Source organism: Arthrobacter sp. 9V (genome assembly GCF_902506065.1).
Taxonomy (GTDB): domain Bacteria; phylum Actinomycetota; class Actinomycetes; order Actinomycetales; family Micrococcaceae; genus Arthrobacter.
Genome location: NZ_LR732912.1, coordinates 1,328,664 through 1,349,082, shown reverse-complemented (window position 1 = coordinate 1,349,082; position 20,419 = coordinate 1,328,664). Strand labels below are relative to the sequence as shown.

At 60.4% G+C, this 20,419-nt stretch carries 19 protein-coding genes; 6 read left to right on the top strand and 13 right to left on the bottom strand.

Annotated features, from left to right (window positions below; all coding sequences use genetic code 11):
* Nucleotides 1–139: 139 nt before the first annotated feature.
* Nucleotides 140–1,288 (bottom strand): succinyldiaminopimelate transaminase, encoded by a 1,149-nt coding sequence (gene dapC / locus BACI9J_RS06350; RefSeq protein WP_159733649.1) that lies wholly within the window; start codon nucleotides 1,286–1,288, stop codon nucleotides 140–142.
* Between the two features lie 12 nt (nucleotides 1,289–1,300).
* Entirely contained in the window at nucleotides 1,301–1,627 is a 327-nt protein-coding gene (fdxA, locus tag BACI9J_RS06345) for a ferredoxin (protein ID WP_017200392.1), read from the bottom strand.
* 135 nt (nucleotides 1,628–1,762) lie between these two features.
* Between fdxA and BACI9J_RS24745 the strand changes: the two genes are divergently transcribed.
* Nucleotides 1,763–2,029, top strand: a complete 267-nt coding sequence (locus BACI9J_RS24745) for a putative acetyltransferase (RefSeq protein WP_442858635.1) — start codon at nucleotides 1,763–1,765, stop codon at nucleotides 2,027–2,029.
* On the opposite strand, the gene BACI9J_RS06340 is transcribed toward BACI9J_RS24745, so the two are convergent.
* The gene (locus tag BACI9J_RS06340) at nucleotides 1,947–2,375 is read right to left on the bottom strand and encodes a hypothetical protein (RefSeq protein WP_236558519.1); all 429 of its coding nucleotides are present in this window, start codon (nucleotides 2,373–2,375) and stop codon (nucleotides 1,947–1,949) included. The two genes, BACI9J_RS24745 and BACI9J_RS06340, sit on opposite strands and share 83 nt — an antisense overlap.
* A 37-nt stretch (nucleotides 2,376–2,412) precedes the next feature.
* Nucleotides 2,413–4,329, bottom strand: a complete 1,917-nt coding sequence (gene typA / locus BACI9J_RS06335) for a translational GTPase TypA (RefSeq protein ID WP_062072937.1) — start codon at nucleotides 4,327–4,329, stop codon at nucleotides 2,413–2,415.
* Nucleotides 4,330–4,522: 193 nt separating this feature from the next.
* On the opposite strand from typA, the gene BACI9J_RS06330 reads away from it, so the two are divergent.
* Nucleotides 4,523–5,455 (top strand): SGNH/GDSL hydrolase family protein, encoded by a 933-nt coding sequence (locus BACI9J_RS06330; RefSeq protein ID WP_159733647.1) that lies wholly within the window; start codon nucleotides 4,523–4,525, stop codon nucleotides 5,453–5,455.
* Nucleotides 5,456–5,628: 173 nt separating this feature from the next.
* On the opposite strand, the gene BACI9J_RS06325 is transcribed toward BACI9J_RS06330, so the two are convergent.
* From BACI9J_RS06325 to BACI9J_RS06310, 4 genes are all read right to left on the bottom strand, one after another.
* A complete protein-coding gene (locus BACI9J_RS06325) occupies nucleotides 5,629–7,344 on the bottom strand; it encodes an ABC transporter ATP-binding protein (RefSeq protein ID WP_236558515.1) in 1,716 nt (571 codons plus the stop codon).
* An 11-nt stretch (nucleotides 7,345–7,355) separates the two neighbouring features.
* Entirely contained in the window at nucleotides 7,356–8,339 is a 984-nt protein-coding gene (locus BACI9J_RS06320; protein WP_062072945.1) for an ABC transporter permease, read from the bottom strand.
* Nucleotides 8,329–9,258, bottom strand: coding sequence for an ABC transporter permease (locus BACI9J_RS06315; protein ID WP_159733645.1), 930 nt, complete (start codon nucleotides 9,256–9,258; stop codon nucleotides 8,329–8,331). Before BACI9J_RS06315 ends, BACI9J_RS06320 begins: the two co-directional genes overlap by 11 nt.
* A 209-nt stretch (nucleotides 9,259–9,467) precedes the next feature.
* Nucleotides 9,468–11,105, bottom strand: a complete 1,638-nt coding sequence (locus BACI9J_RS06310; RefSeq protein ID WP_159733644.1) for a peptide ABC transporter substrate-binding protein — start codon at nucleotides 11,103–11,105, stop codon at nucleotides 9,468–9,470.
* A 430-nt stretch (nucleotides 11,106–11,535) separates the two neighbouring features.
* Here BACI9J_RS06310 and BACI9J_RS24610 point away from each other — a divergent pair, with 430 nt between their 5' ends.
* Complete coding sequence (locus BACI9J_RS24610) at nucleotides 11,536–11,661, top strand: hypothetical protein (protein WP_268891924.1); 126 nt, start codon at nucleotides 11,536–11,538, stop codon at nucleotides 11,659–11,661.
* 122 nt (nucleotides 11,662–11,783) lie between these two features.
* Here BACI9J_RS24610 and ychF read toward each other — a convergent pair whose 3' ends face one another.
* Nucleotides 11,784–12,869, bottom strand: a complete 1,086-nt coding sequence (gene ychF, locus BACI9J_RS06305; protein WP_159733643.1) for a redox-regulated ATPase YchF — start codon at nucleotides 12,867–12,869, stop codon at nucleotides 11,784–11,786.
* A gap of 112 nt (nucleotides 12,870–12,981) precedes the next feature.
* On the opposite strand from ychF, the gene BACI9J_RS06300 reads away from it, so the two are divergent.
* Nucleotides 12,982–14,211, top strand: coding sequence for a DNA recombination protein RmuC (locus BACI9J_RS06300; RefSeq protein ID WP_159733642.1), 1,230 nt, complete (start codon nucleotides 12,982–12,984; stop codon nucleotides 14,209–14,211).
* A gap of 104 nt (nucleotides 14,212–14,315) precedes the next feature.
* Here BACI9J_RS06300 and BACI9J_RS06295 read toward each other — a convergent pair whose 3' ends face one another.
* Nucleotides 14,316–15,401: a 4-hydroxy-3-methylbut-2-enyl diphosphate reductase gene (locus BACI9J_RS06295; RefSeq protein ID WP_159733641.1), complete on the bottom strand. Its 1,086-nt coding sequence runs from the start codon at nucleotides 15,399–15,401 to the stop codon at nucleotides 14,316–14,318.
* 50 nt (nucleotides 15,402–15,451) lie between these two features.
* Nucleotides 15,452–16,315 (bottom strand): hypothetical protein, encoded by an 864-nt coding sequence (locus tag BACI9J_RS06290; RefSeq protein ID WP_159733640.1) that lies wholly within the window; start codon nucleotides 16,313–16,315, stop codon nucleotides 15,452–15,454.
* Between the two features lie 183 nt (nucleotides 16,316–16,498).
* Here BACI9J_RS06290 and xseA point away from each other — a divergent pair, with 183 nt between their 5' ends.
* The gene (gene xseA / locus BACI9J_RS06285) at nucleotides 16,499–17,776 is read left to right on the top strand and encodes an exodeoxyribonuclease VII large subunit (RefSeq protein WP_159733639.1); all 1,278 of its coding nucleotides are present in this window, start codon (nucleotides 16,499–16,501) and stop codon (nucleotides 17,774–17,776) included.
* 72 nt (nucleotides 17,777–17,848) lie between these two features.
* Entirely contained in the window at nucleotides 17,849–18,106 is a 258-nt protein-coding gene (locus BACI9J_RS06280; RefSeq protein ID WP_159733638.1) for an exodeoxyribonuclease VII small subunit, read from the top strand.
* Here BACI9J_RS06280 and BACI9J_RS06275 read toward each other — a convergent pair.
* The gene (locus tag BACI9J_RS06275) at nucleotides 18,103–18,957 is read right to left on the bottom strand and encodes a polyphosphate kinase 2 family protein (RefSeq protein WP_159733637.1); all 855 of its coding nucleotides are present in this window, start codon (nucleotides 18,955–18,957) and stop codon (nucleotides 18,103–18,105) included. The two genes, BACI9J_RS06280 and BACI9J_RS06275, sit on opposite strands and share 4 nt — an antisense overlap.
* Nucleotides 18,958–19,010: 53 nt before the next feature.
* Nucleotides 19,011–20,231: a pyridoxal phosphate-dependent aminotransferase gene (locus tag BACI9J_RS06270; RefSeq protein ID WP_159733636.1), complete on the bottom strand. Its 1,221-nt coding sequence runs from the start codon at nucleotides 20,229–20,231 to the stop codon at nucleotides 19,011–19,013.
* Nucleotides 20,232–20,419 lie beyond the last annotated feature (188 nt).

Below are 20,419 nucleotides of genomic sequence, written 5' to 3'. Positions count from 1 at the left end.
CAACGGCCGAAGTGCTTTCTTAGAGAAGGCCACCATTGATAGTCAGTTAAAAAGCTACCGCCAGTAACCCTACGGAACTAATCCGTGCCGTCCGGTTACTGGCGGAATGACGCTATAAGTGGTGCAAGTCACAGCATTGTTATGAGGCTGTGGCAAGCCGTTCGACGGCGGCATCAATTCGTTCATCACTGCCGGTGAGGGCCACCCGGATGAAACCGTTGCCGGCGTCTCCATAGAAAACGCCCGGGCCTACGACGATCCCCAGTTCAGCGAAGCGCGCCACCGTGTCCCAGGTGGCTTCTCCAGCCGTGGACCACAAGTACAACCCGGCCTTGGAGTCGTGGATGGTCAGCCCGAACTTCTCCAGCGCCGGCACAATCCTTTCGCGGCGCCCACGGTACAGGTCCTTCTGGGCCAGGACGTGTGCGGAATCGCCCAAGGCCACGCGCATTGCTTCCTGCACCGGGTAGGGAACGATCATGCCCGCATGTTTGCGGCTATTGACCAGATTGGCCATGATCGCGGAATCACCTGCAACGAACGCAGCACGGTATCCCGCGAGGTTGGACTGTTTGCTCAGTGAGTAAACGCTCAACAGGCCATCCGTGGAGCCACCACTGACACGCGGATCCAGGATGCTGGGGACGGCTTTCCCGCCACGCTGGGCATCCCACTCCCCCCAGCCAAGCTCGGCGTAGCACTCGTCGGAGGCCACCACCGCGCCAAGCTCACGGGCCTGGGCCACAATTTTGCGGAGTGACTCAACATCGCGGACGCTGCCGGTGGGGTTGCCCGGGGAATTGATCCAGACCAAACGGACCTTCGCCCGCGTGGCCGGATCCAGTTCGTCGAGGTCATCCGCAGCAACAGCCGTGGCGCCCGCCAGCGACGCGCCGATGTCATAGGTGGGGTAGGCGACGGTGGGACGCACCACGACGTCGCCTGAGCTCAGACCCAGCAGGAACGGCAACCACGCCACCAGTTCCTTGGAACCCACCGTGGGCATGACGTCTTTGGGATCCAGCCCCGGAACGCCCCGGCGGCTGGCGAACCAATCCACCACAGCCTGCCGCAAGGCCTCCGTGCCGTGAACCGTGGGATAACCGTGGGCATCGGCAGCGTTGGCCAACGCCTCTCGAATCAACCCGGGTGTGGGGTCCACAGGCGTGCCTATGGAAAGGTTCACTATCCCGCCGGGGTGCTTGGCGGCCGTGGCAACGTACGGCGCCATGGCCTCCCACGGGTAGTCAGGCAGGTTCAGGCCGAAAGCCGGCGCCGCGGAAATCACAGAAACTACCGCCTAGTGGTCTTGGTTCTGCGGGGGCAGTGCAGCGATGTACGGGTGATCCTTGCCCGTGTTGCCGATCTTGGCAGCACCACCCGGCGAGCCGAGGTCATCAAAGAACTCCACGTTGGCCTTGTAGTAGTCAGCCCACTCCTCCGGGGTGTCATCCTCGTAGTAAATGGCCTCAACCGGGCATACAGGTTCGCAGGCACCACAGTCGACACACTCATCGGGGTGGATGTAGAGGGAACGCTCACCTTCGTAAATGCAGTCCACAGGGCATTCTTCAATACATGCCTTGTCCTTGACATCCACACACGGCTGCGCGATTACGTACGTCACGTCCCAGACCTCTCCACGGTTTGTCCCGGCGATGGCCGGGGTAATACGGCCGGCATCATGCCGGGCACTGAACTTCCGAGCCTATTATCCAACAGTGCGCTGACGCCAACCTAGCCCGCGTCTTAGTATGAAACGGTGACTCCCCCGAATTTGCCGCCCCAACAATTCCTCCTCCAGGCAGAACCAGGAATCCGGGTGGTGGTCCGGTACAGGCTCGAGGACGGATTGACCGATGCCCTGGGCTATCTGGTGGGAACCGCTGAAGGCTCCTGTACCGTCCGGACCCGCACGTCCGACGTCGAGATTCCGTTGGCACTGGTTATTGCGGCGAAAGAGGTTCCCCCACCGCCGCCGCGGCGGCAGTCCGTTCGGGCCGCGTCCGACTCAGAACCAAACGGCTGATAACAACAAGCATGATTAACGTCACTCCGCCGATGCCGAAAACCCACACGTTGCCCACGGTGTCTCCCGGGATCAACTGCTTGGCAGGACCGGCAGAAGACAAGACGCCGACGACGCCGTAGCTCACCACGCCTGCCACCGCTGCCGGCACCACTGAGCGGGACCAGGCAGCGAGCCACAGTTGCACCGACGCCAACAGCAGCAAGGCTGCAGCCACGCCCCAGGGGATTTCGACGCCGGACCAGACCACGGCCTGCCGGTGTAGCCCTGTTCCGGCCAGGGCAACGAAAAGAGCCGCCAGTACGGCCGTGGCAATTCCACGGACCGAACCGGCGGCTCTTCTCATCATTCAGCTGTTCCGGGCTGGTTCAGACCAGTACGGGCTAGGACTTGGCGCGGGCGCGGTTGGCCTTGGCGCGCTCGTTGGAGTCCAGGATGACCTTACGGATACGAATGGATTCCGGGGTTACCTCGACGCACTCGTCTTCGCGGGCGAATTCGAGCGACTCTTCGAGCGTGAGATCGCGCGGCGGCGTCAGGTTCTCGAAGGTGTCGGAGGAAGCGGCACGCATGTTGGTGAGCTTCTTTTCCTTGGTGATGTTGACGTCCATGTCATCGGCGCGGGAGTTCTCGCCAACAATCATGCCTTCGTAAACCTCGGAGGTGGGCTTCACGAAGAAGGAACCGCGCTCCTGCAGGTTGATCATGGCGAAAGGCGTAACAACGCCCGCGCGGTCGGCAATCATCGAACCGTTGGTACGGTATTCGATCGGTCCGGCCCACGGCTCGTAGCCTTCGGAGATGGAGGCAGCGATACCGGCACCACGGGTGTCCGTCAGGAAGCGGGTACGGAAGCCAATCAGACCACGCGCAGGAACGATGAATTCCATGCGGCACCAGCCGGTGCCGTGGTTGGCCATGTTGGTCATGCGGCCCTTGCGGGCAGCCATGAGCTGCGTGACGGCGCCGAGGTATTCCTCCGGCACATCGATGGTCATGTGCTCCATCGGCTCGTGCAGCTTGCCGTCGATGGTCTTGGTGACAACCTGCGGCTTACCCACGGTCAGCTCGAAGCCTTCGCGACGCATCTGCTCCACCAGGATGGCCAGCGCGAGCTCGCCACGGCCCTGGACTTCCCAGGCGTCGGGACGCTCGGTGGGGAGGACCTTGATGGAGACGTTACCGATCAGTTCCTTGTCCAGGCGATCCTTCACCTGGCGGGCAGTGACCTTGGCACCCTTGACCTTGCCGGCCAGCGGCGAGGTGTTGATACCGATCGTCATGGAGATCGCGGGGTCATCCACAGTGATCAGCGGCAGCGGCTGCGGGTTCTCGGCATCAGTAAGGGTTTCACCGATGGTGATTTCCTCGATACCGGCAACAGCAACGATTTCGCCCGGACCGGCGGACTCGGCCGGGACACGGGTCAGAGCCTTGGTGGCCAGCAGTTCGGTGATCTTGACGTTCTTGAGCTCACCGTTGGCGCGTGCCCAGGCAACGGTCTGGCCCTTGCGGAGGGTGCCGTTGTAAATGCGGAGCAGGGCGAGACGTCCGAGGAACGGCGAGGCGTCCAGGTTGGTCACGTGTGCCTGCAGCACGCCGTCCGGGTTGTAAGTAGGAGCCGGGATGTGCTCAATGATGGTCTTGAAGAGGGGCTCGAGGTCCTCGTTCTCCGGAGCGGAGCCGTTAGCCGGCTGGTCCAGGGAAGCGCGGCCAACCTTGGCTGCCGCGTAAACAACGGGAACTTCGAGGACCTTGTCCAGGTCCAGGTCCGGGACTTCATCGGCGAGGTCCGAGGCGAGGCCCAGGAGCAGGTCCATGGACTCGTGGACAACTTCGTCGATCCGGGCATCGGGACGGTCGGTCTTGTTGACCAGGAGGATGACCGGCAGGTGTGCGGCAAGGGCCTTGCGGAGCACGAAGCGGGTCTGGGGCAGCGGGCCCTCGGAGGAGTCGACCAGCAGGACGACGCCGTCAACCATGGACAGACCGCGCTCCACCTCGCCGCCGAAGTCGGCGTGGCCGGGGGTGTCGATGACGTTGATGGTGATGGTCTCGCCGTTGGACGACGGGCCGTTGTAAGCAACCGTGGTGTTCTTCGCGAGGATGGTGATGCCCTTTTCGCGCTCCAGGTCACCGGAGTCCATGACACGGTCCTCAACCTCACCATGGGAAGCGAAGGAGTTGGTCTGCTTGAGCATGGCGTCGACCAGGGTGGTCTTGCCGTGGTCAACGTGTGCGACGATCGCGACGTTGCGCAGATCGCTCCGCGACGCAGTGTTGGTGATGGTTTCAGACATGCGTTAATGACTCGTTTCAGTGGTGAAGTCAGCTGTTTGTATCCGCGCGCATACCTGATCGACTTGATCGGAACACACAGCGAAAAGACCCCGGGACACAGGGCACCTGCATCCAGTCTAAACGCAGATGCATTTCTGAGCCTAAAAAGCAAGCTATTGGGTAGCGCATTGTGGCCCCGCTCACACCCCTGTGATGTTACCTAAACGCAAGTCAAGATGCTGGATTTTCCCGGTCCCGTGGACCATGATTGGCTCCAGAACCAGTGCCACGTGGAGAACAAAGATGCGACAAGCTCCGGCCGCGTTCCGCATGCTCGCACCATTGATCGCCGCAGGCGTTCTTCTGGCGGGCTGCGGACCAAGCCCAGCGCCAATCACGGCCCCCCTCGGATCAAACGCGCCCGTGCCCGCGCAGACAGCAGCCGCGGATAAACCACTCAGGGTTGCCCCTGCCCCTAGTTCCCTGAACTTGCCGGTGGGCTCCTTATACAAGAACCCAGCGAACAACCGCAGCGAACTGGTTCTCGCGGACGTGCGCCACACCGCCGTGCTCATCGGCGATTCCCAGTCCATGCCCAAGGATTCCTGGCCGCAACAGGGCATCGCAGCCATGGGCTACAAACTGCACGTAGTGGGCATGGGCGGCACCGGCTACGTGGCAAGCAATGGGAAGACCGGCAACTACGTCGACGCCTTGCAACGCGGAGACTGGGTGCTCCCCTTTGGCGATCCCCCGTTGATCGTCATCCAGGGCGGCGGCAATGACGCCACCCAGCGTGCCACCGACGCCCAGATCACCAGCAACGCCGAACGCCTCCTGGCAGCACTGAAAAAGAGCTATCCGGGAAGCACCCTTGCCATGATCGGTACCCTTGCCAGGGGCGTGAGCAACGGCGGAGGACGTCGTACGGAGATCGACGCCCTCTTAGGACGCATCGCGGCCAAGCACGCCATCCCGTTCGTCAGCGCGGGCGACTGGCTCACCCGCTACGACGCAATCGGGGATCTCCAGGACGGCGTGCATTTGAAGCCTTCCGGGCATGCAAAGTTGGGCGCTGCACTGGCTCGCGAACTCACCGCCCTTGGCCTCACGGCACGCCCGGACACCGCCGAGCCGGCAAAGTAGCCCTCGCCGTCGTCGGCTTCTGGCATTGTGAGGCCCGCTCTGCGCGCTTCGCGAGTGCTTTGGCGCGCAGAGCGGGCCCCGCAACAAGCGTTTAACGGCAAGAGCCGGTGGTTCCCTTTCGACGGGAACCACCGGCTCTGTTGCTTCACGGCGAAGTCAGACTACGACGCCGGTCAGGCCACCTCTGGGGGCAACAGCAGCGAACCACCCGGAATGGCATCCAGGAGTGCTTGTGTGTAGGCCTCGCGCGGGTTGTCGAAGACGTCATCCGTGCTGCCCGTCTCCACAAGCTTGCCTTTCTGCATAACGCAGACGTGGTCCGCGATCTGGCGAACAACGGCGAGGTCGTGGGTGATGAACAGGTACGTCAGCCCCAGGTTGTCCTGAAGATCGGCCAACAGGTTCAGGACCTGGGCTTGGACGAGGACGTCCAAGGCCGAGACCGCTTCATCGCAAATGATGACTTCCGGATCCAGAGCCAAAGCCCGCGCAATGGCAATGCGCTGCCGCTGGCCACCCGAGAGTTCGTTGGGGTACCGGCGCATGGTGGACTGCGGCAAGGCCACCTGGTCCAGAAGCTCCCGCACCTTCTTTTCACGACTGGCTTTGTTGCCGATCTTGTGGGTCCTCAACGGTTCTTCTATGGTGCGGAAGATGTTGTACATGGGATCGAGAGAACCGTAAGGGTCCTGGAAAATGGGCTGCACCCGGCGACGGAACTTGAACAAATCCCTGCTGTTGAGGGTGGACGTATCCACGCCGTCGAAGATGATCTTCCCGGACGTAGGTTCCAACAGGTTAAGAACCATCTGTGCCACGGTTGACTTACCTGAGCCCGACTCGCCAACAATTGCCGTGGTGGTTCCGCGCTTGACTGCGAACGAGACCGAGTCCACGGCAGTGAAGTCAGTGGTCTTTCCAATGCCGCCGCGAAGCTTGAACACCTTTGTCAGGTCTTCAACCCTCAGGACGTCCTCGGGAAGTGCAGTTTCAACAACAACGGGCTCCGTGGGAGCCAACAGTTCCTCGGATTCGATTCCCTGTTCCTTGGCCACCTGGATACGGCGGGATGCCAGGGACGGTGCCGAGGCCACTAGTCGCTTCGTGTAGGGGTGGCGCGGATTGCGGAGCAGCTCAAGTGAAGGACCGGATTCCACAACCTGGCCCTTGTACATGACAACCACTTTGTCCGCACGCTCGGCTGCCAGGCCGAGGTCGTGGGTGATGAGGAGTACAGCCGTACCCAGTTCGGAAGTCATCTTTTCCAAGTGATCCAGAATCTGGCGCTGAACCGTAACGTCAAGTGCCGACGTCGGCTCATCGGCAATCAGCAGACGCGGCTGGCACGACAACCCGATCGCAATGAGCGCACGCTGGCGCATGCCGCCGGAGAACTCGTGCGGGTACTGCTTGGCTCTGCGCGAAGCATCGGGCAAGCCTGCCTCGGAAAGCACCTTTGCAACATCTTCAGGTCCGGAAGGGAGCCCGTTCGCCTTCAAGGTCTCCTTGACTTGGAACCCGATTTTCCACACGGGGTTCAGGTTGGACATGGGGTCCTGGGGAACCATGCCGATGGAATTGCCGCGGAGCTCGATCATGCGCTTCTCGCTGGCATGCGCAATGTCTTCGCCGTCAAAGAGAATTTCTCCGCCGGCTACCCGGCCGTTTCCGGGAAGCAGTCCTATGGCAGCCAGCGCGGAAGTCGATTTTCCTGACCCTGACTCCCCAACAATCGCCACAGTCTCACCCGGCATGACCGTCAGATGTGCGTTCCGCACCGCATTGACCTCACCGTTACTGGTGGTGAAGTTGATTGCCAGGTTCTTGATCTCCAGCAGCGGACGTTCCGAGCCGGCGATTTCTTCCTTGATGTGAACTGAAGAGTTCATGGCTTCGCCTTTCATCGTTTACGCGCCTTGGGGTCCAGAGCATCACGCAGGGCATCGCCGAGCATGATGAAGCTCAGGACGGTAATCGACAAAGCGATAGCCGGGTAGAGCAGGGGCATCGGGTTGGAGCGCAGCGAGGCCTGCGCTGCCTGAATGTCGTTACCCCATGACATGACGCTCGGCGGCAGCCCGATTCCAAGGAAGGAGAGTGTTGATTCGGCCACGATAAAGGTACCGAGGGAGATAGTGGCCACCACAATGATCGGTGCCAACGAGTTAGGCAGTACGTGGCGCAGCAGTGAACGGAAACGCGAGACACCAAGGGATCGCGCGGCCACCACAAAGTCAGCATTCCTGACCTCAATCACTGCGCCGCGGGTGATGCGTGCAATTTGTGGCCAGCCAAAGACGATCAGAATCAGCACCAGCGTCCACACCGTGCGGTTCGCACGGAAAACGGGGAGCTGCATCATGACGATTGCGCCGAGGATCAGCGGCAATGCGAAGAAGATGTCCGTCAGGCGTGCCAGGAGCGCATCTGCCCAACCGCCGTAGTATCCGGCGAGGGCACCAACGATGCCACCGAAAAGGACGACGCCGATGGTGGTGAACAGGCCAACCGTCACCGACGACCGGGTACCAAAGATGACGCGGGCGTAGACATCGCAGCCCTGCTGGGTAAAGCCAAGAGGGTGGCCTGATGCAGGTCCGCCGTCTGAGTTGGACAGCTGGCAGGCCTCGTTGGAGGGATCAATTTGTGAGAACAAGCCGGGGAAGAGCGATACCACCACAACGGCAAGGATCATGATGGCCGAGATGATGAAGAGCGGCTGCTTGCGCAGGTTCTTCCACGCCTCGCCCCACAGGCTTGAAGGAGCACTGTCTTCCTTGACCTTGTCTGTAGCCTGGAGCGGCGTTTCGTCAAGGTCGGCAACAAAGTGCTCGATGTGTCGGCGGGTGGTGTCCTGCCCGGTCAGATTACTTTCAGGAGTCATAGCGGATCCTCGGGTCAAGCCAGGCGTAAAGGAGGTCAACAAGCAAGTTGGAGAGGCAGTAAATCAACACCAACACCGTGACAATGGAGACCACTGTGGGTCCCTCACCCGACAAGACGGCCCGATACAGCCTGTTGCCCACGCCGGGGACGTTGAAGATACCTTCGGTGACAATGGCTCCACCCATCAGGGTGCCAAGATCTGCACCCAGGAACGTCACCACAGGAATAAGCGAGTTGCGCAAGATGTGGACGTTGACCACTCGGAAGCGGGACAAGCCCTTTGCCGTGGCCGTCCGGACATAGTCAGCGTTCATGTTTTCGATGACGCTGGTCCTGGTCAACCGCAGAACGTAGGCGAACGATGCCAGGCCAAGAACGATTGCAGGCAGGATCAAGTCCTGCACTGTCGCGGCCGCACTGACAGTTGGTTTAGCCCACCCCAACTGAACGCCGATGAAGAACTGGAGAATGAAGCCCAGGACGAAGATCGGAATGCCGATCACGATCAGCGAGGCAATCAGGACGGTGCCGTCGAAGAACTTGCCCTTGCGAAGACCTGCGATCAGGCCGAAAGCAATGCCGAAGACTGCTTCAAAGATGAGAGCCATCACAGCAAGCCGGGCCGTGACGGGGAATACCTCGCCGAGGACGGCGGCAATGGGCCGGCCGGAGAAGTCCTGGCCAAGGTCAAAAGTGAAGATGCTCTTGAGGTAGAGCAAATACTGGATAATGAAAGGCTGGTCCAGGTTGTACTGAGCCCGTAACTTCGCAGCAACAGCTTCGTTAACAGGCTTGTCGCCGAACAGGGCGGCAATGGGGTCGCCGGGAAGGCTGAAAACCAGGAAGTAAACCAGCAGCGTAGCGCCCAGGAACACTGGAATCAGCTGGAGGAATCGTTTGAGGATGTATGTGGCCATCAGCGCATCACACCCCGATCAGCAGGCACCCTGTCCAGGGGTGCAGCGGAGTTGTTCATCGAAGAACCTTTTCGTCTGATGTGCAAACGTTCCCTGCCGGGGCAAGTAAGCCTGCACAAGGACGCCCAACCGGAGTTGGGCGTCATTGATTTGCAACGTGATACGGCGGCGGATGCACTCAACTGAGCACCTCCGCCGCCGTTTCGCGGTTACTTGCCAGTGATGTTGTAGTACAGCGGAACGCCGTCCCAACCGTAGTCAACATTCGAGACGCCTGTGCTCCAGCCACCCTGCGATACCTGGTACCACAGCGGAATGGCGGGCAGGTCCTGCAGCAGGATTTCCTGTGCCTTGTTCATTGCCTTGTTGCCCTCGGCAACGGAGGGGGCAGACAGACCGTCAGAGATCGCCTTGTCAAAGGTGGGGTTCTCATAGCGGGCGTCGTTCGATCCTGCACCGGTCTTGTAGATCGGGCCGAGGAAGTTGTACAGCGACGGGTAGTCTGCCTGCCAGCCAGCGCGGATTGCACCGGTCAGCTTTGCGGTAGTGGCAAGGTCGCGGGCTTCCTTGAAGGTTGCGAACGGAAGGCCCTCTGCCTTGATGCCCAGGTTGTTCTTCAGCTGGTTGGTAAGAGCTTCAACCCAAGCCTTGTGGCCGCCCTTGTCAGCGTTGTACGCAATGGTGAAGGCCGTGTTCGGGTCCCACTTCTGGATGGCGTCTGCCTTGGCCCAGAGGTCCTTGGCCTTTGCAGCGTCAAACTTCAGGTTGTCCGAGCCCGGGATGCTGTCGCTGTAGCCGTCCAGGACGGGAGCAGTGAAGTCCTTGGCCGGCTGACGTCCACCGCTGAAGATCACCTTGGTGATTTCTTCCCGGTTGATGGCCATGGAGATTGCCTGGCGACGAAGCTTGCCGGCTTCACCGCTCCACTCCGGCAGGTATTCCGGGATAGCAATGGTCTGGTTGCCTGCGTAAGGCTTCTCAATGAAACGATCGCCCAGATCAGACTTGAAGTTCTTGAGCGCGCTGGTGGGGATGACCTGAAGGATATCCAGGTTGTTGGACAGCAGATCCTGGTAAGCAGCGTCGTCGTTCTGGAAGATCTTGAACGTTACGCCACCGTTCTTTGCCTTACGGGGACCGTTGTATTCCGGGTTCGGGACCAGCTGGATCTGCACGTTGTGCTGCCAACCGTTTTCCGCCATCTTGTACGGGCCGTTGCCTACCGGCTTTTCGCCGTAGGTCTTGGGATCGGCAAGCGCTGCAGCCGGAACCGGCATGAACGCCGTGTAACCGAGGCGCAGCGGCCAGTCAGATTCAGGCTGCTTGAGTTCAACGGTGAAGGTGGTGTCGTCCACAACCTTCAGGCCGGACAGGGTGTCCACGGTGGAACCCTCTGCACTGGCTTCGTCGTAGCCCTTGATGCTCTCAAAGAACGTGGCGCTCAGTTGCGCGTTCTTTGCTGCCGCACCGTAGTTCCAGGAGTCAACAAAGGTCTTTGCCGTGATGGCGTCACCGTTGGTGAACTTCTGGTCCTTCTTGATCTTGATGGTGAAGTTTTGCGCGTCAGGCGCTTCAATGGACTCCGCCAACTCGTTTACCGGCTTGCCGGACGGGTCATAGCTGACAAGTCCGGAGAAGATCAGCGTGGCAATCTTGCCGCCGCCGACTTCGTTGATGTCTGCCGGCATGAGCGGGCGCTGCGGCTCGGAGCCGTCGGCAATGATGACCTTGTTCGGGTCGCCCGCGGATGTACCGGAGTCGTTGCTGCCGCCGCCACCGCAACCGGTAGCTGCGAGGGCGATGATCGCCGCTACGCCTAGAGCTTTGGAAGTGCGCGAGAAACGCATTCCGCCTCCTATGAGTCGTGGAGTTGAGCAGGGGAAATTCGTGATTCCCCCCAGGCACAGGCACAGTTTCCTACTGTGACGTTGCCTACATGTGAGTGTAAGCCTACCCACATTGTGTCCGGATGATGGGACATGCTGGCCAAACTGTAACCGTTCCGCAACCTACACATGCCTAAATTGGCGCGGATTTCAAGTCAAACGTTACTCGGTGGTAGCATTCGCTGTCTGACAGCAGGACAGGAGCCCTTTGGCCCCAAGAAAGAGCCGCTTCGCGAAGCGACTCCCTCTTCCCCCGCTTGTCGCAATCGAATCTTCGCGGGGCCGTTGCCGCCACCTCGCCCCATCTGGCTGAGATCGTCAGGTCCTACTTCCTGGTCGATCTCCCAGACAACGCTGTGTGGTAATTTCCCCGAGCCACTATGCTGGGCGGATGTCTACAGATGAAGAGAAAGATCCACCCATCCCGGCTGATGTTGAGGGCAAGATTCCCAAAAAGGTCCACGACAATGTGGACACCAAGCCAGAAAAGGATGACGCGAAACCTGCCGGTTCTTAGCCGCTCCATGCTGGGCACAGCAATGGTTGGTGCAACAGCGAAGGCCGCAGGCAACGAAGCCTGAACTTCGTTGCCTGCGGCCTTCGGAGGGCAATGCAGATTTCTTGGATTGCCGAAGCGGATCACACGTTGAAGCGGAACTCCACAACGTCGCCGTCGGCCATCACGTACTCTTTGCCTTCGATCCGGACCTTGCCGCGGGACTTTGCCTCGGCCATGGAACCGGCATCAATGAGGTCGTCGAAGGAGACAACTTCGGCCTTGATGAAGCCACGCTGGAAGTCTGAGTGGATTACGCCGGCGGCCTGGGGTGCGGTGTCGCCCTGACGAATGGTCCACGCGCGGGTTTCCTTGGGACCGGCTGTGAGGTAGGTCTGCAGGCCAAGGGTGTGGAACCCGACACGGGCCAACTGATCCAGGCCGGATTCGCTCTGGCCGTTCATTTCCAGCATCTCGCGGGCCTCTTCCTCGTCCAGTTCAACGAGGTCGGCTTCGAGCTTCGCATCAAGGAACACTGCATCAGCAGGGGCTACCAAGGCACGCAGCTCGTCCTGCTTTTCCTGGTCACCCAGTATTCCTTCATCGGCGTTGAAGACGTAGATGAACGGCTTGGCGGTCAAGAGCCCGAGCTCCTTGAGGTGAGCCATCTCCAGTTTGTCGCTCTTGATCGAGGAGAAGATGGTGTCGCCGCGTTCCAGAACGGCCTGTGCTGCCTTGATGGCGGCCAGTTCTGCGGCATCGCGCTTCTTGATCTTGACTTCTTTTTCGATGCGCGGGATCGCGTTCTCGATTGTCTGAAGGTCTGCCAGTATCAGCTCGGTGTTAATGGTCTCCATGTCGGAGCGTGGATCAACCTTGCCGTCAACGTGAATAACATCCGGGTCATCGAAGACACGGACAACCTGCGCGATTGCCTCTGCTTCGCGGATATTGGCCAGGAACTTGTTGCCCAGGCCTTCGCCCTCCGAAGCGCCCTTCACGATGCCGGCGATGTCCACAAAGGACACCGGAGCGGGAAGCAACTTCTGCGAACCGAAGATTTCAGCCAGCTTCGCCAGACGCGGATCCGGGAGGTTGACCACGCCAACGTTGGGTTCAATAGTTGCGAACGGATAGTTCGCAGCGAGGACCTGGTTACGGGTCAGTGCGTTGAAAAGGGTTGATTTGCCGACGTTGGGCAGTCCGACGATGCCAATAGTAAGAGCCACGAGCATTGATTCTACCCGCTGGAGGCATGTCCGGGGTTGTCAGCACCCGCGAACCGGGGCCCACGCGCTGAGCCTCGCTAAAACTGTCGTACCCCTGTGACAGGGTTGCCCCATGGATGGATTTGGATTGGTATTGGCTCTGCTCATGCTGCTGATTGGCGCCGCGATTGGTCTCGCGGCCGGCTATGTTGTCTTCCGACGCAGGGGCGCGGGCTTGGAAGAGGACTTCGACGCCGTTTCCTCTCGGCTTTCGGAAGTGACTGCACAGCTTGCAGCGGCCGACGCCGAGCGGCGGCTGTTGTTTACACAGAACCGGGAGCTGAGTGCAGCAAGGAATTCGGACGGCAGCGTTTTGCGCGCGCTCGCTCCCGTGGCCGAAAAGCTCACAGCAGTACAGCAGCAGGTTTCGCTCCTTGAGAGGGACAGGGTGGAGCAATATGGCCAACTGGCCCAGCAGCTGCAGGATGCACGTTCGTCCGATGAACAGCTTTTGCGGTCAACGCATGCCTTGGCCTCAGCACTTCGCTCCAACAGTGCACGCGGCCAGTGGGGCGAGGTCCAGCTCCGTCGGGTGGTTGAGGCCTCGGGAATGCTGAGGCACGTGGATTTCCATGAGCAAGTTCATTCCGGACGTAACGACAACACGCTGCGACCGGACCTGGTGGTTCAGCTCCCGGGCGGTAAGCAGCTGGTAGTGGATGCCAAGGTCCCTTTGGCCTCCTACCTCGCTGCGCAGGAACAGCTTCACGGGGACGGCTCCTTCGGGGAGTCCGTGGGTCCCGCCGTCAACCATGACTCCAAGACGCTCCTGGCCCAGCATGCAAAGGCGCTGAAGGCTCATATCGATGCTCTGGCGGCCAAGAAGTACTGGGACATCCCGGGGAACTCCCCCGAGCTGGTGATCTGCTTCCTTCCTGCAGAGTCCATTCTGGCGTCAGCCCTCGAGGCCGATCCTGCCTTGCTGGAGCACGCCTTGTCCCGGAATGTGGTTCTCGCGTCGCCAGGAACGTTGTTGGCAGTCCTCAAGTCAGTGGCTTTTACGTGGCGACAGGATGTCCTCACCGATAGCGCCCATGAATTGTTTGAGCTCGCAAAGCAGCTCTACGAGCGCATGGGCACACTCGGTGAGAATGTCAGCAAGCTGGGGAGCTCGTTGAAGACCTCCGTGGATCGCTACAACGCCATGGTGGGAACGCTGGAGGCGCGAGTGCTGCCGACGGCGCGCAAGCTCAACACCATGGACGACGCCGGCCTCGCCGCCCCGATGTCCGTTGAAGCTGTCCCGCGCGCCTTGGCAGCACCGGAACTGCTTGCCGTGGAGGACCGGGAGTCGGCCGCCTAACAGGCAAGGCAGTCAACAGGCAAGAAGCTTAAATGAATCGGCCCGCAGTGGAAGCCTCCCGGAGGAAGGCAGCCACTGCGGGCCAATTTTGTAAAGAGCTTGGGCTAGGACGTCGGACGGTTTCCGCGGCCGCCCAGGGCACGTGTCACATCGCCGGCCTTCTTCAAGGTGGCGCGCAGTTCCTTCGGAAGTGAAAACAGCAGGTCTTCCTCCGCAGTGACGACTTCCTGAACCTCGCCGTAACCGTAGTCGGCCAGAAGCCGCAGAACATCCTTCACGAGGACTTCAGGAACAGAGGCACCGGAAGTCACGCCCACGGTGGCAACGCCCTCGAACCAGGACTCGTCCACTTCATTCGCGAAGTCCACCCGGTACGAGCTCTTGGCGCCATATTCAAGTGCTACCTCAACCAACCGCACGGAGTTGGACGAGTTGGCCGAACCCACAACGATCACCAGGTCAGCCTGCGGGGCGATCTTCTTGATAGCCACCTGACGGTTGGTGGTGGCATAGCAGATGTCGTCGCTGGGCGGATCCTGCAACGTGGGGAACCGGTCCTTGAGGAGACGAACTGTCTCCATGGTTTCGTCCACACTGAGGGTGGTTTGAGAGAGCCAGATGGTTTTCTCCGGATAACGCACTGTGACCTTGTCAACCTCGTGCGGCCCGTTGATGATCTGAATGTGTTCCGGGGCTTCACCGGCTGTTCCTTCGACTTCCTCATGGCCTTCGTGGCCGATAAGCAGGATGTCGTAGTCTTCTTTGGCGAAACGTACTGCTTCCTTGTGCACCTTGGTGACCAGCGGGCACGTTGCGTCGATGGTACGCAATCCACGATCCTCGGCTGACTGGACTACTGCGGGCGAGACACCGTGAGCGGAGAAAATCACCAGGGCACCTTCGGGGACCTCATCGGTCTCCTCCACGAAGATGGCCCCTTGTTCCTCCAAGGAGCTGACCACATGGACGTTGTGGACAATCTGCTTGCGCACATAGACGGGAGGGCCGTAGTGCTCCAGGGCCTTCTCCACAGCAATGACAGCGCGGTCCACACCGGCGCAATATCCTCGGGGAGCCGCCAACAGGACCTTCTTGGGACCCGTTACGGGAGCCGCTGCCTGAACCTCTTCCGGAGAACGGCGTCTGCGGGGCACCGTGGGCATAGGAATGGAAACTGCTGTGCTGGTCATTCCTCCATGCTACCGGGCCTGACTTTACCTCCCTGCTATCGGCCCGGACTTTAGCTGCCGGCCGAACGTGAGCCTCGTCGCCCTGAGACGAAGGAGCCTATGACGCCTGCCACAAAGACGGCACCGGATACCACTGCTGCTGTCAGGGTCCATTCTCCGAAGCCGGCTTTGGCTGCCGTGAGGAACTCTTCCTTGAACAGCTCAGCCACGCCGTTACCGCTGGACAGATTGCCAACCACTCCCCCCGCAAGGTCCGCGCCCGCCGTCCACAGTGCAGCAAGCGCCAAGCCGCCAAGCCCAAGGAAGACCAGCACTAAGGAACGCCGGCGGGCGGCGACCAGCGCCAGCAGCAAGGATATAAGAGCACCGAGTGCAGCCACCCACCATAACGGCGCAAACGCTGCCACCCGCTCCACCAATTGGCGGTGGGATGGCTCCCCCAGGGAAACCCGGCTTTCAGCTGGAACATCAATACTGATCCGGGTGGCCTCGGCGAAGTGATCGCGAATGAGCCTGACCATCGGGCCGATATCGAGGACCAATGCAGTGCTGGAGGTGCTCTCTTCGCTTTGGTTCACCGCGCCAAAGTTCAGCCTATGGCTGTTGCGTACCGTCTCCTCCCAGGCTTGCGGGTAATCGCTCCAGGACTGCATACCCGATGTAGCACTGCGGAGTGCACCGGCCGCCAAGGATTGGATAGGTCCTGGAAGATCCACCGAGGATTCGAAGGTGGCAACGGCGGCAGTGGCTAGCCGGCTTTGGAATTCCGGATCACGGCCCAGCGCACCCGCCAAGCGGACAAACCCCTCTTCCTTGACAATGTTCTGGTCAACCCATGCGGTGGGAACCGCAACTGCTGTGAGGAGTAAGGCGAGGATCACTCCCAATGCTGAAACAAAAGTACGCAAGGTCATCCTCGGGGCTCGGGGGCAATGCCACCATCCTAGATCTGTCCACATGGCAGAAAAAATGTCGGAGGCCTCGCTCAAGCTATGGATAGAGTTGGAAGGCCGGTTGGCACTCACAACCGCACCCCTGAGCGAGGACTATGACAATGCAGCTACAAACACGGCGACTGAACCGGGCACGGACTACCCATGTCCGCTGAACCCACGCCGGAATCCACGCTGCCGGGGACCGCCGCGGAGACCAGCCCGGACAACCCCTGGCCCCTGCAGTTACTCTCCCGCAAGCTCAAGGCTCACATCGAGCGGGCGCCCGCTGCATGGATTGAGGGTCAGGTCATTGAGTTGAACCGCCGGGGTGGCAACGCATTTTTGACGCTGCGTGATGTTGACGCTGAAATTTCCCTCCCCGCCTCGGTTTGGTCAACGGTGCTTGATCGCCAAAAAATACCCTTGGAGCGCGGCTCACGCGTGGTTGCCTTGGTCAAGGCGGACTTCTGGGTGAAGACGGGGCGCCTGAATATGTCCGTGAAGGACATCCGTCCGGTAGGCCTCGGAGACTTGCTGGCCAGGATCGAACGGCTGCGCCAAGCGCTGGCGGCCGAGGGGCTGTTCGCGGATTCCCGGAAACGGAAATTGCCGCTTCTCCCCCACCGCATCGGGCTCATCACCGGCAGGGATTCCGATGCCAAGAAGGACGTCATGCGCAACGCTGCGTTACGTTGGCCAGCGGTGGAGTTTGACGTCCGTGAAGTAGCCGTCCAGGGCAACACCGCAGTTTCGCAGATCATCGCCGCCCTGAAAAAACTGGATGCTGACCCGCATATTGATGTCATTGTCCTCGCCCGCGGCGGTGGCGCCCTGGAAGATCTCCTGCCGTTCAGCAACGAGGACCTCATTCGCGCTGTATCGGCAGCCACCACACCAATTGTCAGTGCGATCGGCCATGAAGCTGACCGGCCCATTTTGGATGACGTGGCGGACCTCCGGGCATCAACGCCCACGGATGCGGCCAAGCGAATAGTTCCGGATGTGGCCGAGGAACTAGCCATGGTTCGACAGGCCCGGGAGCATCTCCGCCGAAGTATCAGCCGCATGGTGGACCGGGAGACGGATAGACTCCACGCGCTCAGGTCCCGGCCCGTATTGGCCACTCCCTCTTCAATGGTGGACGCCCGCTCCGAGGACATTCATCGGCTCCAGCGAAGGACCCATGCTGCGGTCAACACCGCCGTACTCCGGGCTTTGGATCAAGTCCATCACCTGCGTGCGCAGGTCCGCGCCCTGTCACCGCAAAAAACGTTGGACCGCGGCTATGCGGTTGTTCAGCTCATTGGTGAGGACCAGGCGGGTCACCACGTGGTCAGCAGCCCCGAAGAAGCTCCGGAGGGGACATCCCTGAGTATCCGCGTAGCTGAGGGACGGTTCAGGGCTGTCTCTGCTGGATCGGGCGAGCTTATGGAACACTGACACCTCTTAGCCCACACCCGCTCAATCAGACTGGATTCGCTGGTTACGCCGCCACACTCACAAAGGACCACCATGACCGAGAACAACCAAGCAGCACAGACAGCACCCACGCCGGATTCACTCGACGGACTGAGCTATGAAGAAGCACGCGAGCAACTTGTGGCCGTGGTGGGACGTTTGGAGGCAGGCGGTGCCAGCTTGGAAGAATCGCTGGCGCTCTGGGAGCGCGGAGAGGCACTGGCCAAGCGCTGCGAGGACTGGCTTGAAGGCGCCCGTCAGCGCCTTGCAACCGCCCGCGACGCAAGCAACGACGCCGGAGCCTCGAGCTAAGACTCCAACACGAGGGCACGCTCGGCGGCAACATCAAAGTCAGCCTTGGGCCAGTCCAGCTTCAGCCCACTAAGGGCATCCAACAGCAGCTGCTGGACTGCGATGCGCGCGTACCACTTCTTGTTGGCCGGCACCACGTGCCATGGAGCAGTCTCCGTTGAAGTCTTCTGGAAGGCAACACTGTAGGCGTCCATGTAGTCATCCCAGAATGCACGTTCCGCGAGGTCGCCGCGACTGTATTTCCAATGTTTAGTGGGATCGTCAAGTCTGGCAATGAGTCGCTTCTTTTGTTCGTCCTTGCTGATGTTGAGCATGACTTTGACAATGGTGGTTCCTTGCTCAGCGAGACCGGCCTCGAACTCATTGATCGCGGCATACCGGCGCTCCAACTCGGAAGCATCGGCCCACCCGTGGACGCGGTGGATCAAGACGTCCTCGTAGTGTGAGCGGTCGAACACCCCTACTGTCCCGGCTTCGGGAACCCGCTTTTCGATCCTCCACAGGAAATCGTGCGATTTTTCCTCGTCAGTGGGGGCCTTGAACGCGGACACCTGAACACCTTGAACATCCATGGCCCCCACCACGTGGCTTACGATGCCACCCTTGCCGGCGGTGTCCATTGCCTGAAGGATCAGCAGCAGCCGCTTGGTGCTGCCGAACTTCCCCTCGGCAAAGAGCTTTTCCTGCAGTTCCTCGAGCCGATCATCCTGAGCGGCCAGCAGCGCTTTCCCATCAGCCTTCCCACCGGTGTATCCGGGGGTGGACTCACAATCCACGCTTGCCAGCGAGAACCCCGGCCCCACCCTCAGTACTTCGGCCGGACTTTTGGCGAACTCCACTGCAGCAGCCATCGGCATGCCTTTCTGCCCGGCCGCGCCCCCGTGGCGCGGCTATGGACCTCAGGCTAGTTGCCCGGGTACCTCGACAGGAAGTCCGCCATGCGACCAATAGCTTCTTCAATGTCTTTGACGTTGGGCAAGGTCACCATACGGAAGTGGTCCGGGCGAACCCAGTTGAAGGCACGTCCATGGGACACGAGGATTTTTTGCTCTTTCAACAGATCCAGGACGAATTTCTCGTCATCGCGGATATGGAAGACCTCCGGGTCCAACTTAGGGAACAAATACAGGGCGCCCCGTGCCTGTTGGGTGCTGACGCCCGGGATCGCGTTCAGGAGGTCATAGGCCTTGTTCCGCTGCTCCAGGAGCCTGCCACCGGGCAGGATGAGATCGTTGATGCTCTGGTAGCCGCCCAGCGCCGTCTGGATGGCGTGCTGTGCAGGGACGTTGGCACACAACCGCATGTTGGCCAGCAGGTTGATGCCCTCAAGGTAGTCCGCAGCGTCCTTCTTAGGACCGGAAATAGCCATCCAGCCGGCACGGTAACCACACACCCGGTAGGCCTTGGACAACCCACTGAAGGTCAGGCACAGAACGTCATCCCCGGTGAGCCCGGCAAGGTTCACATGGACGGCGTCTTCGTAGAGAATTTTTTCGTAAATCTCATCCGCGAACAGAACCAGCCCGTGCTTCTCCGCCAATGCCACGATCTTCTTGAGGGTCTCCTCCGGATACACGGCGCCGGTGGGATTGTTGGGGTTGATCACCACAATGCCCTTGGTCCGGGGCGTGATCCTGGCTTCCATATCCTCAAGATCGGGCTGCCATCCGGACTCTTCATCGCAGAGGTAGTGCACGGGACGGCCACCGGCCAAGGCCACGGATGCGGTCCACAATGGGTAGTCCGGAGTGGGAATCAGTACTTCGTCCCCGTCGTCCAGGAGCGCCATGAGGGACATGGTGATGAGCTCACTGACACCGTTGCCGAGGTAGATATCGTCAACGTGGATGTTCTGGATCCCACGTGTTTGGTAGTACTGCGAGACGGCGGTGCGGGCAGAGAAAATGCCGCGGGAATCGCTGTAGCCCTGGGCGTTGGGCAGGTGGCGGATCATGTCCACCAAAATGGCGTCAGGCGCTTCAAATCCAAAGGGTGCCGGATTGCCGATGTTCAGTTTGAGGATCCGGTGACCCTCCGCTTCCATTTGCTGAGCGGCCTGAAGAATCGGTCCACGGATGTCGTAGAGGACATTATGAAGCTTGGTGGACTGCTTGAAATTCGCCATTCCTCAAATATGCCACACGGGTGATGGGGTTCAGCTGAGACATGACTCACACATACGACGACGGCGGTGACGGTCCCGCGCGGGTCTTGGGTTCTAGCGGTCGTTGCAACACCCTAGATTTTTGGGAGTTGCAACGACCGTGCCGCATTTAAGCGATGTTTCCTCGGAGTCCCGGAAGTTTGCGAGAT

Coding starts and splice junctions, on each gene's coding strand:
- BACI9J_RS06340 (WP_236558519.1), bottom strand. CDS start 2,375: ATGAGAAGAGCCGCCGGTTCGGTCCGTGGAATTGCCACGGCCGTACTG.
- typA (WP_062072937.1), bottom strand. CDS start 4,329: ATGTCTGAAACCATCACCAACACTGCGTCGCGGAGCGATCTGCGCAAC.
- BACI9J_RS06330 (WP_159733647.1), top strand. CDS start 4,523: ATGTTACCTAAACGCAAGTCAAGATGCTGGATTTTCCCGGTCCCGTGG.
- BACI9J_RS06325 (WP_236558515.1), bottom strand. CDS start 7,344: ATGAACTCTTCAGTTCACATCAAGGAAGAAATCGCCGGCTCGGAACGT.
- BACI9J_RS06320 (WP_062072945.1), bottom strand. CDS start 8,339: ATGACTCCTGAAAGTAATCTGACCGGGCAGGACACCACCCGCCGACAC.
- BACI9J_RS06315 (WP_159733645.1), bottom strand. CDS start 9,258: ATGGCCACATACATCCTCAAACGATTCCTCCAGCTGATTCCAGTGTTC.
- BACI9J_RS06310 (WP_159733644.1), bottom strand. CDS start 11,105: ATGCGTTTCTCGCGCACTTCCAAAGCTCTAGGCGTAGCGGCGATCATC.
- BACI9J_RS24610 (WP_268891924.1), top strand. CDS start 11,536: ATGTCTACAGATGAAGAGAAAGATCCACCCATCCCGGCTGATGTTGAG.
- BACI9J_RS06300 (WP_159733642.1), top strand. CDS start 12,982: ATGGATGGATTTGGATTGGTATTGGCTCTGCTCATGCTGCTGATTGGC.
- BACI9J_RS06295 (WP_159733641.1), bottom strand. CDS start 15,401: ATGACCAGCACAGCAGTTTCCATTCCTATGCCCACGGTGCCCCGCAGA.
- BACI9J_RS06290 (WP_159733640.1), bottom strand. CDS start 16,315: ATGACCTTGCGTACTTTTGTTTCAGCATTGGGAGTGATCCTCGCCTTA.
- xseA (WP_159733639.1), top strand. CDS start 16,499: ATGTCCGCTGAACCCACGCCGGAATCCACGCTGCCGGGGACCGCCGCG.
- BACI9J_RS06280 (WP_159733638.1), top strand. CDS start 17,849: ATGACCGAGAACAACCAAGCAGCACAGACAGCACCCACGCCGGATTCA.
- BACI9J_RS06275 (WP_159733637.1), bottom strand. CDS start 18,957: ATGGCTGCTGCAGTGGAGTTCGCCAAAAGTCCGGCCGAAGTACTGAGG.
- BACI9J_RS06270 (WP_159733636.1), bottom strand. CDS start 20,231: ATGGCGAATTTCAAGCAGTCCACCAAGCTTCATAATGTCCTCTACGAC.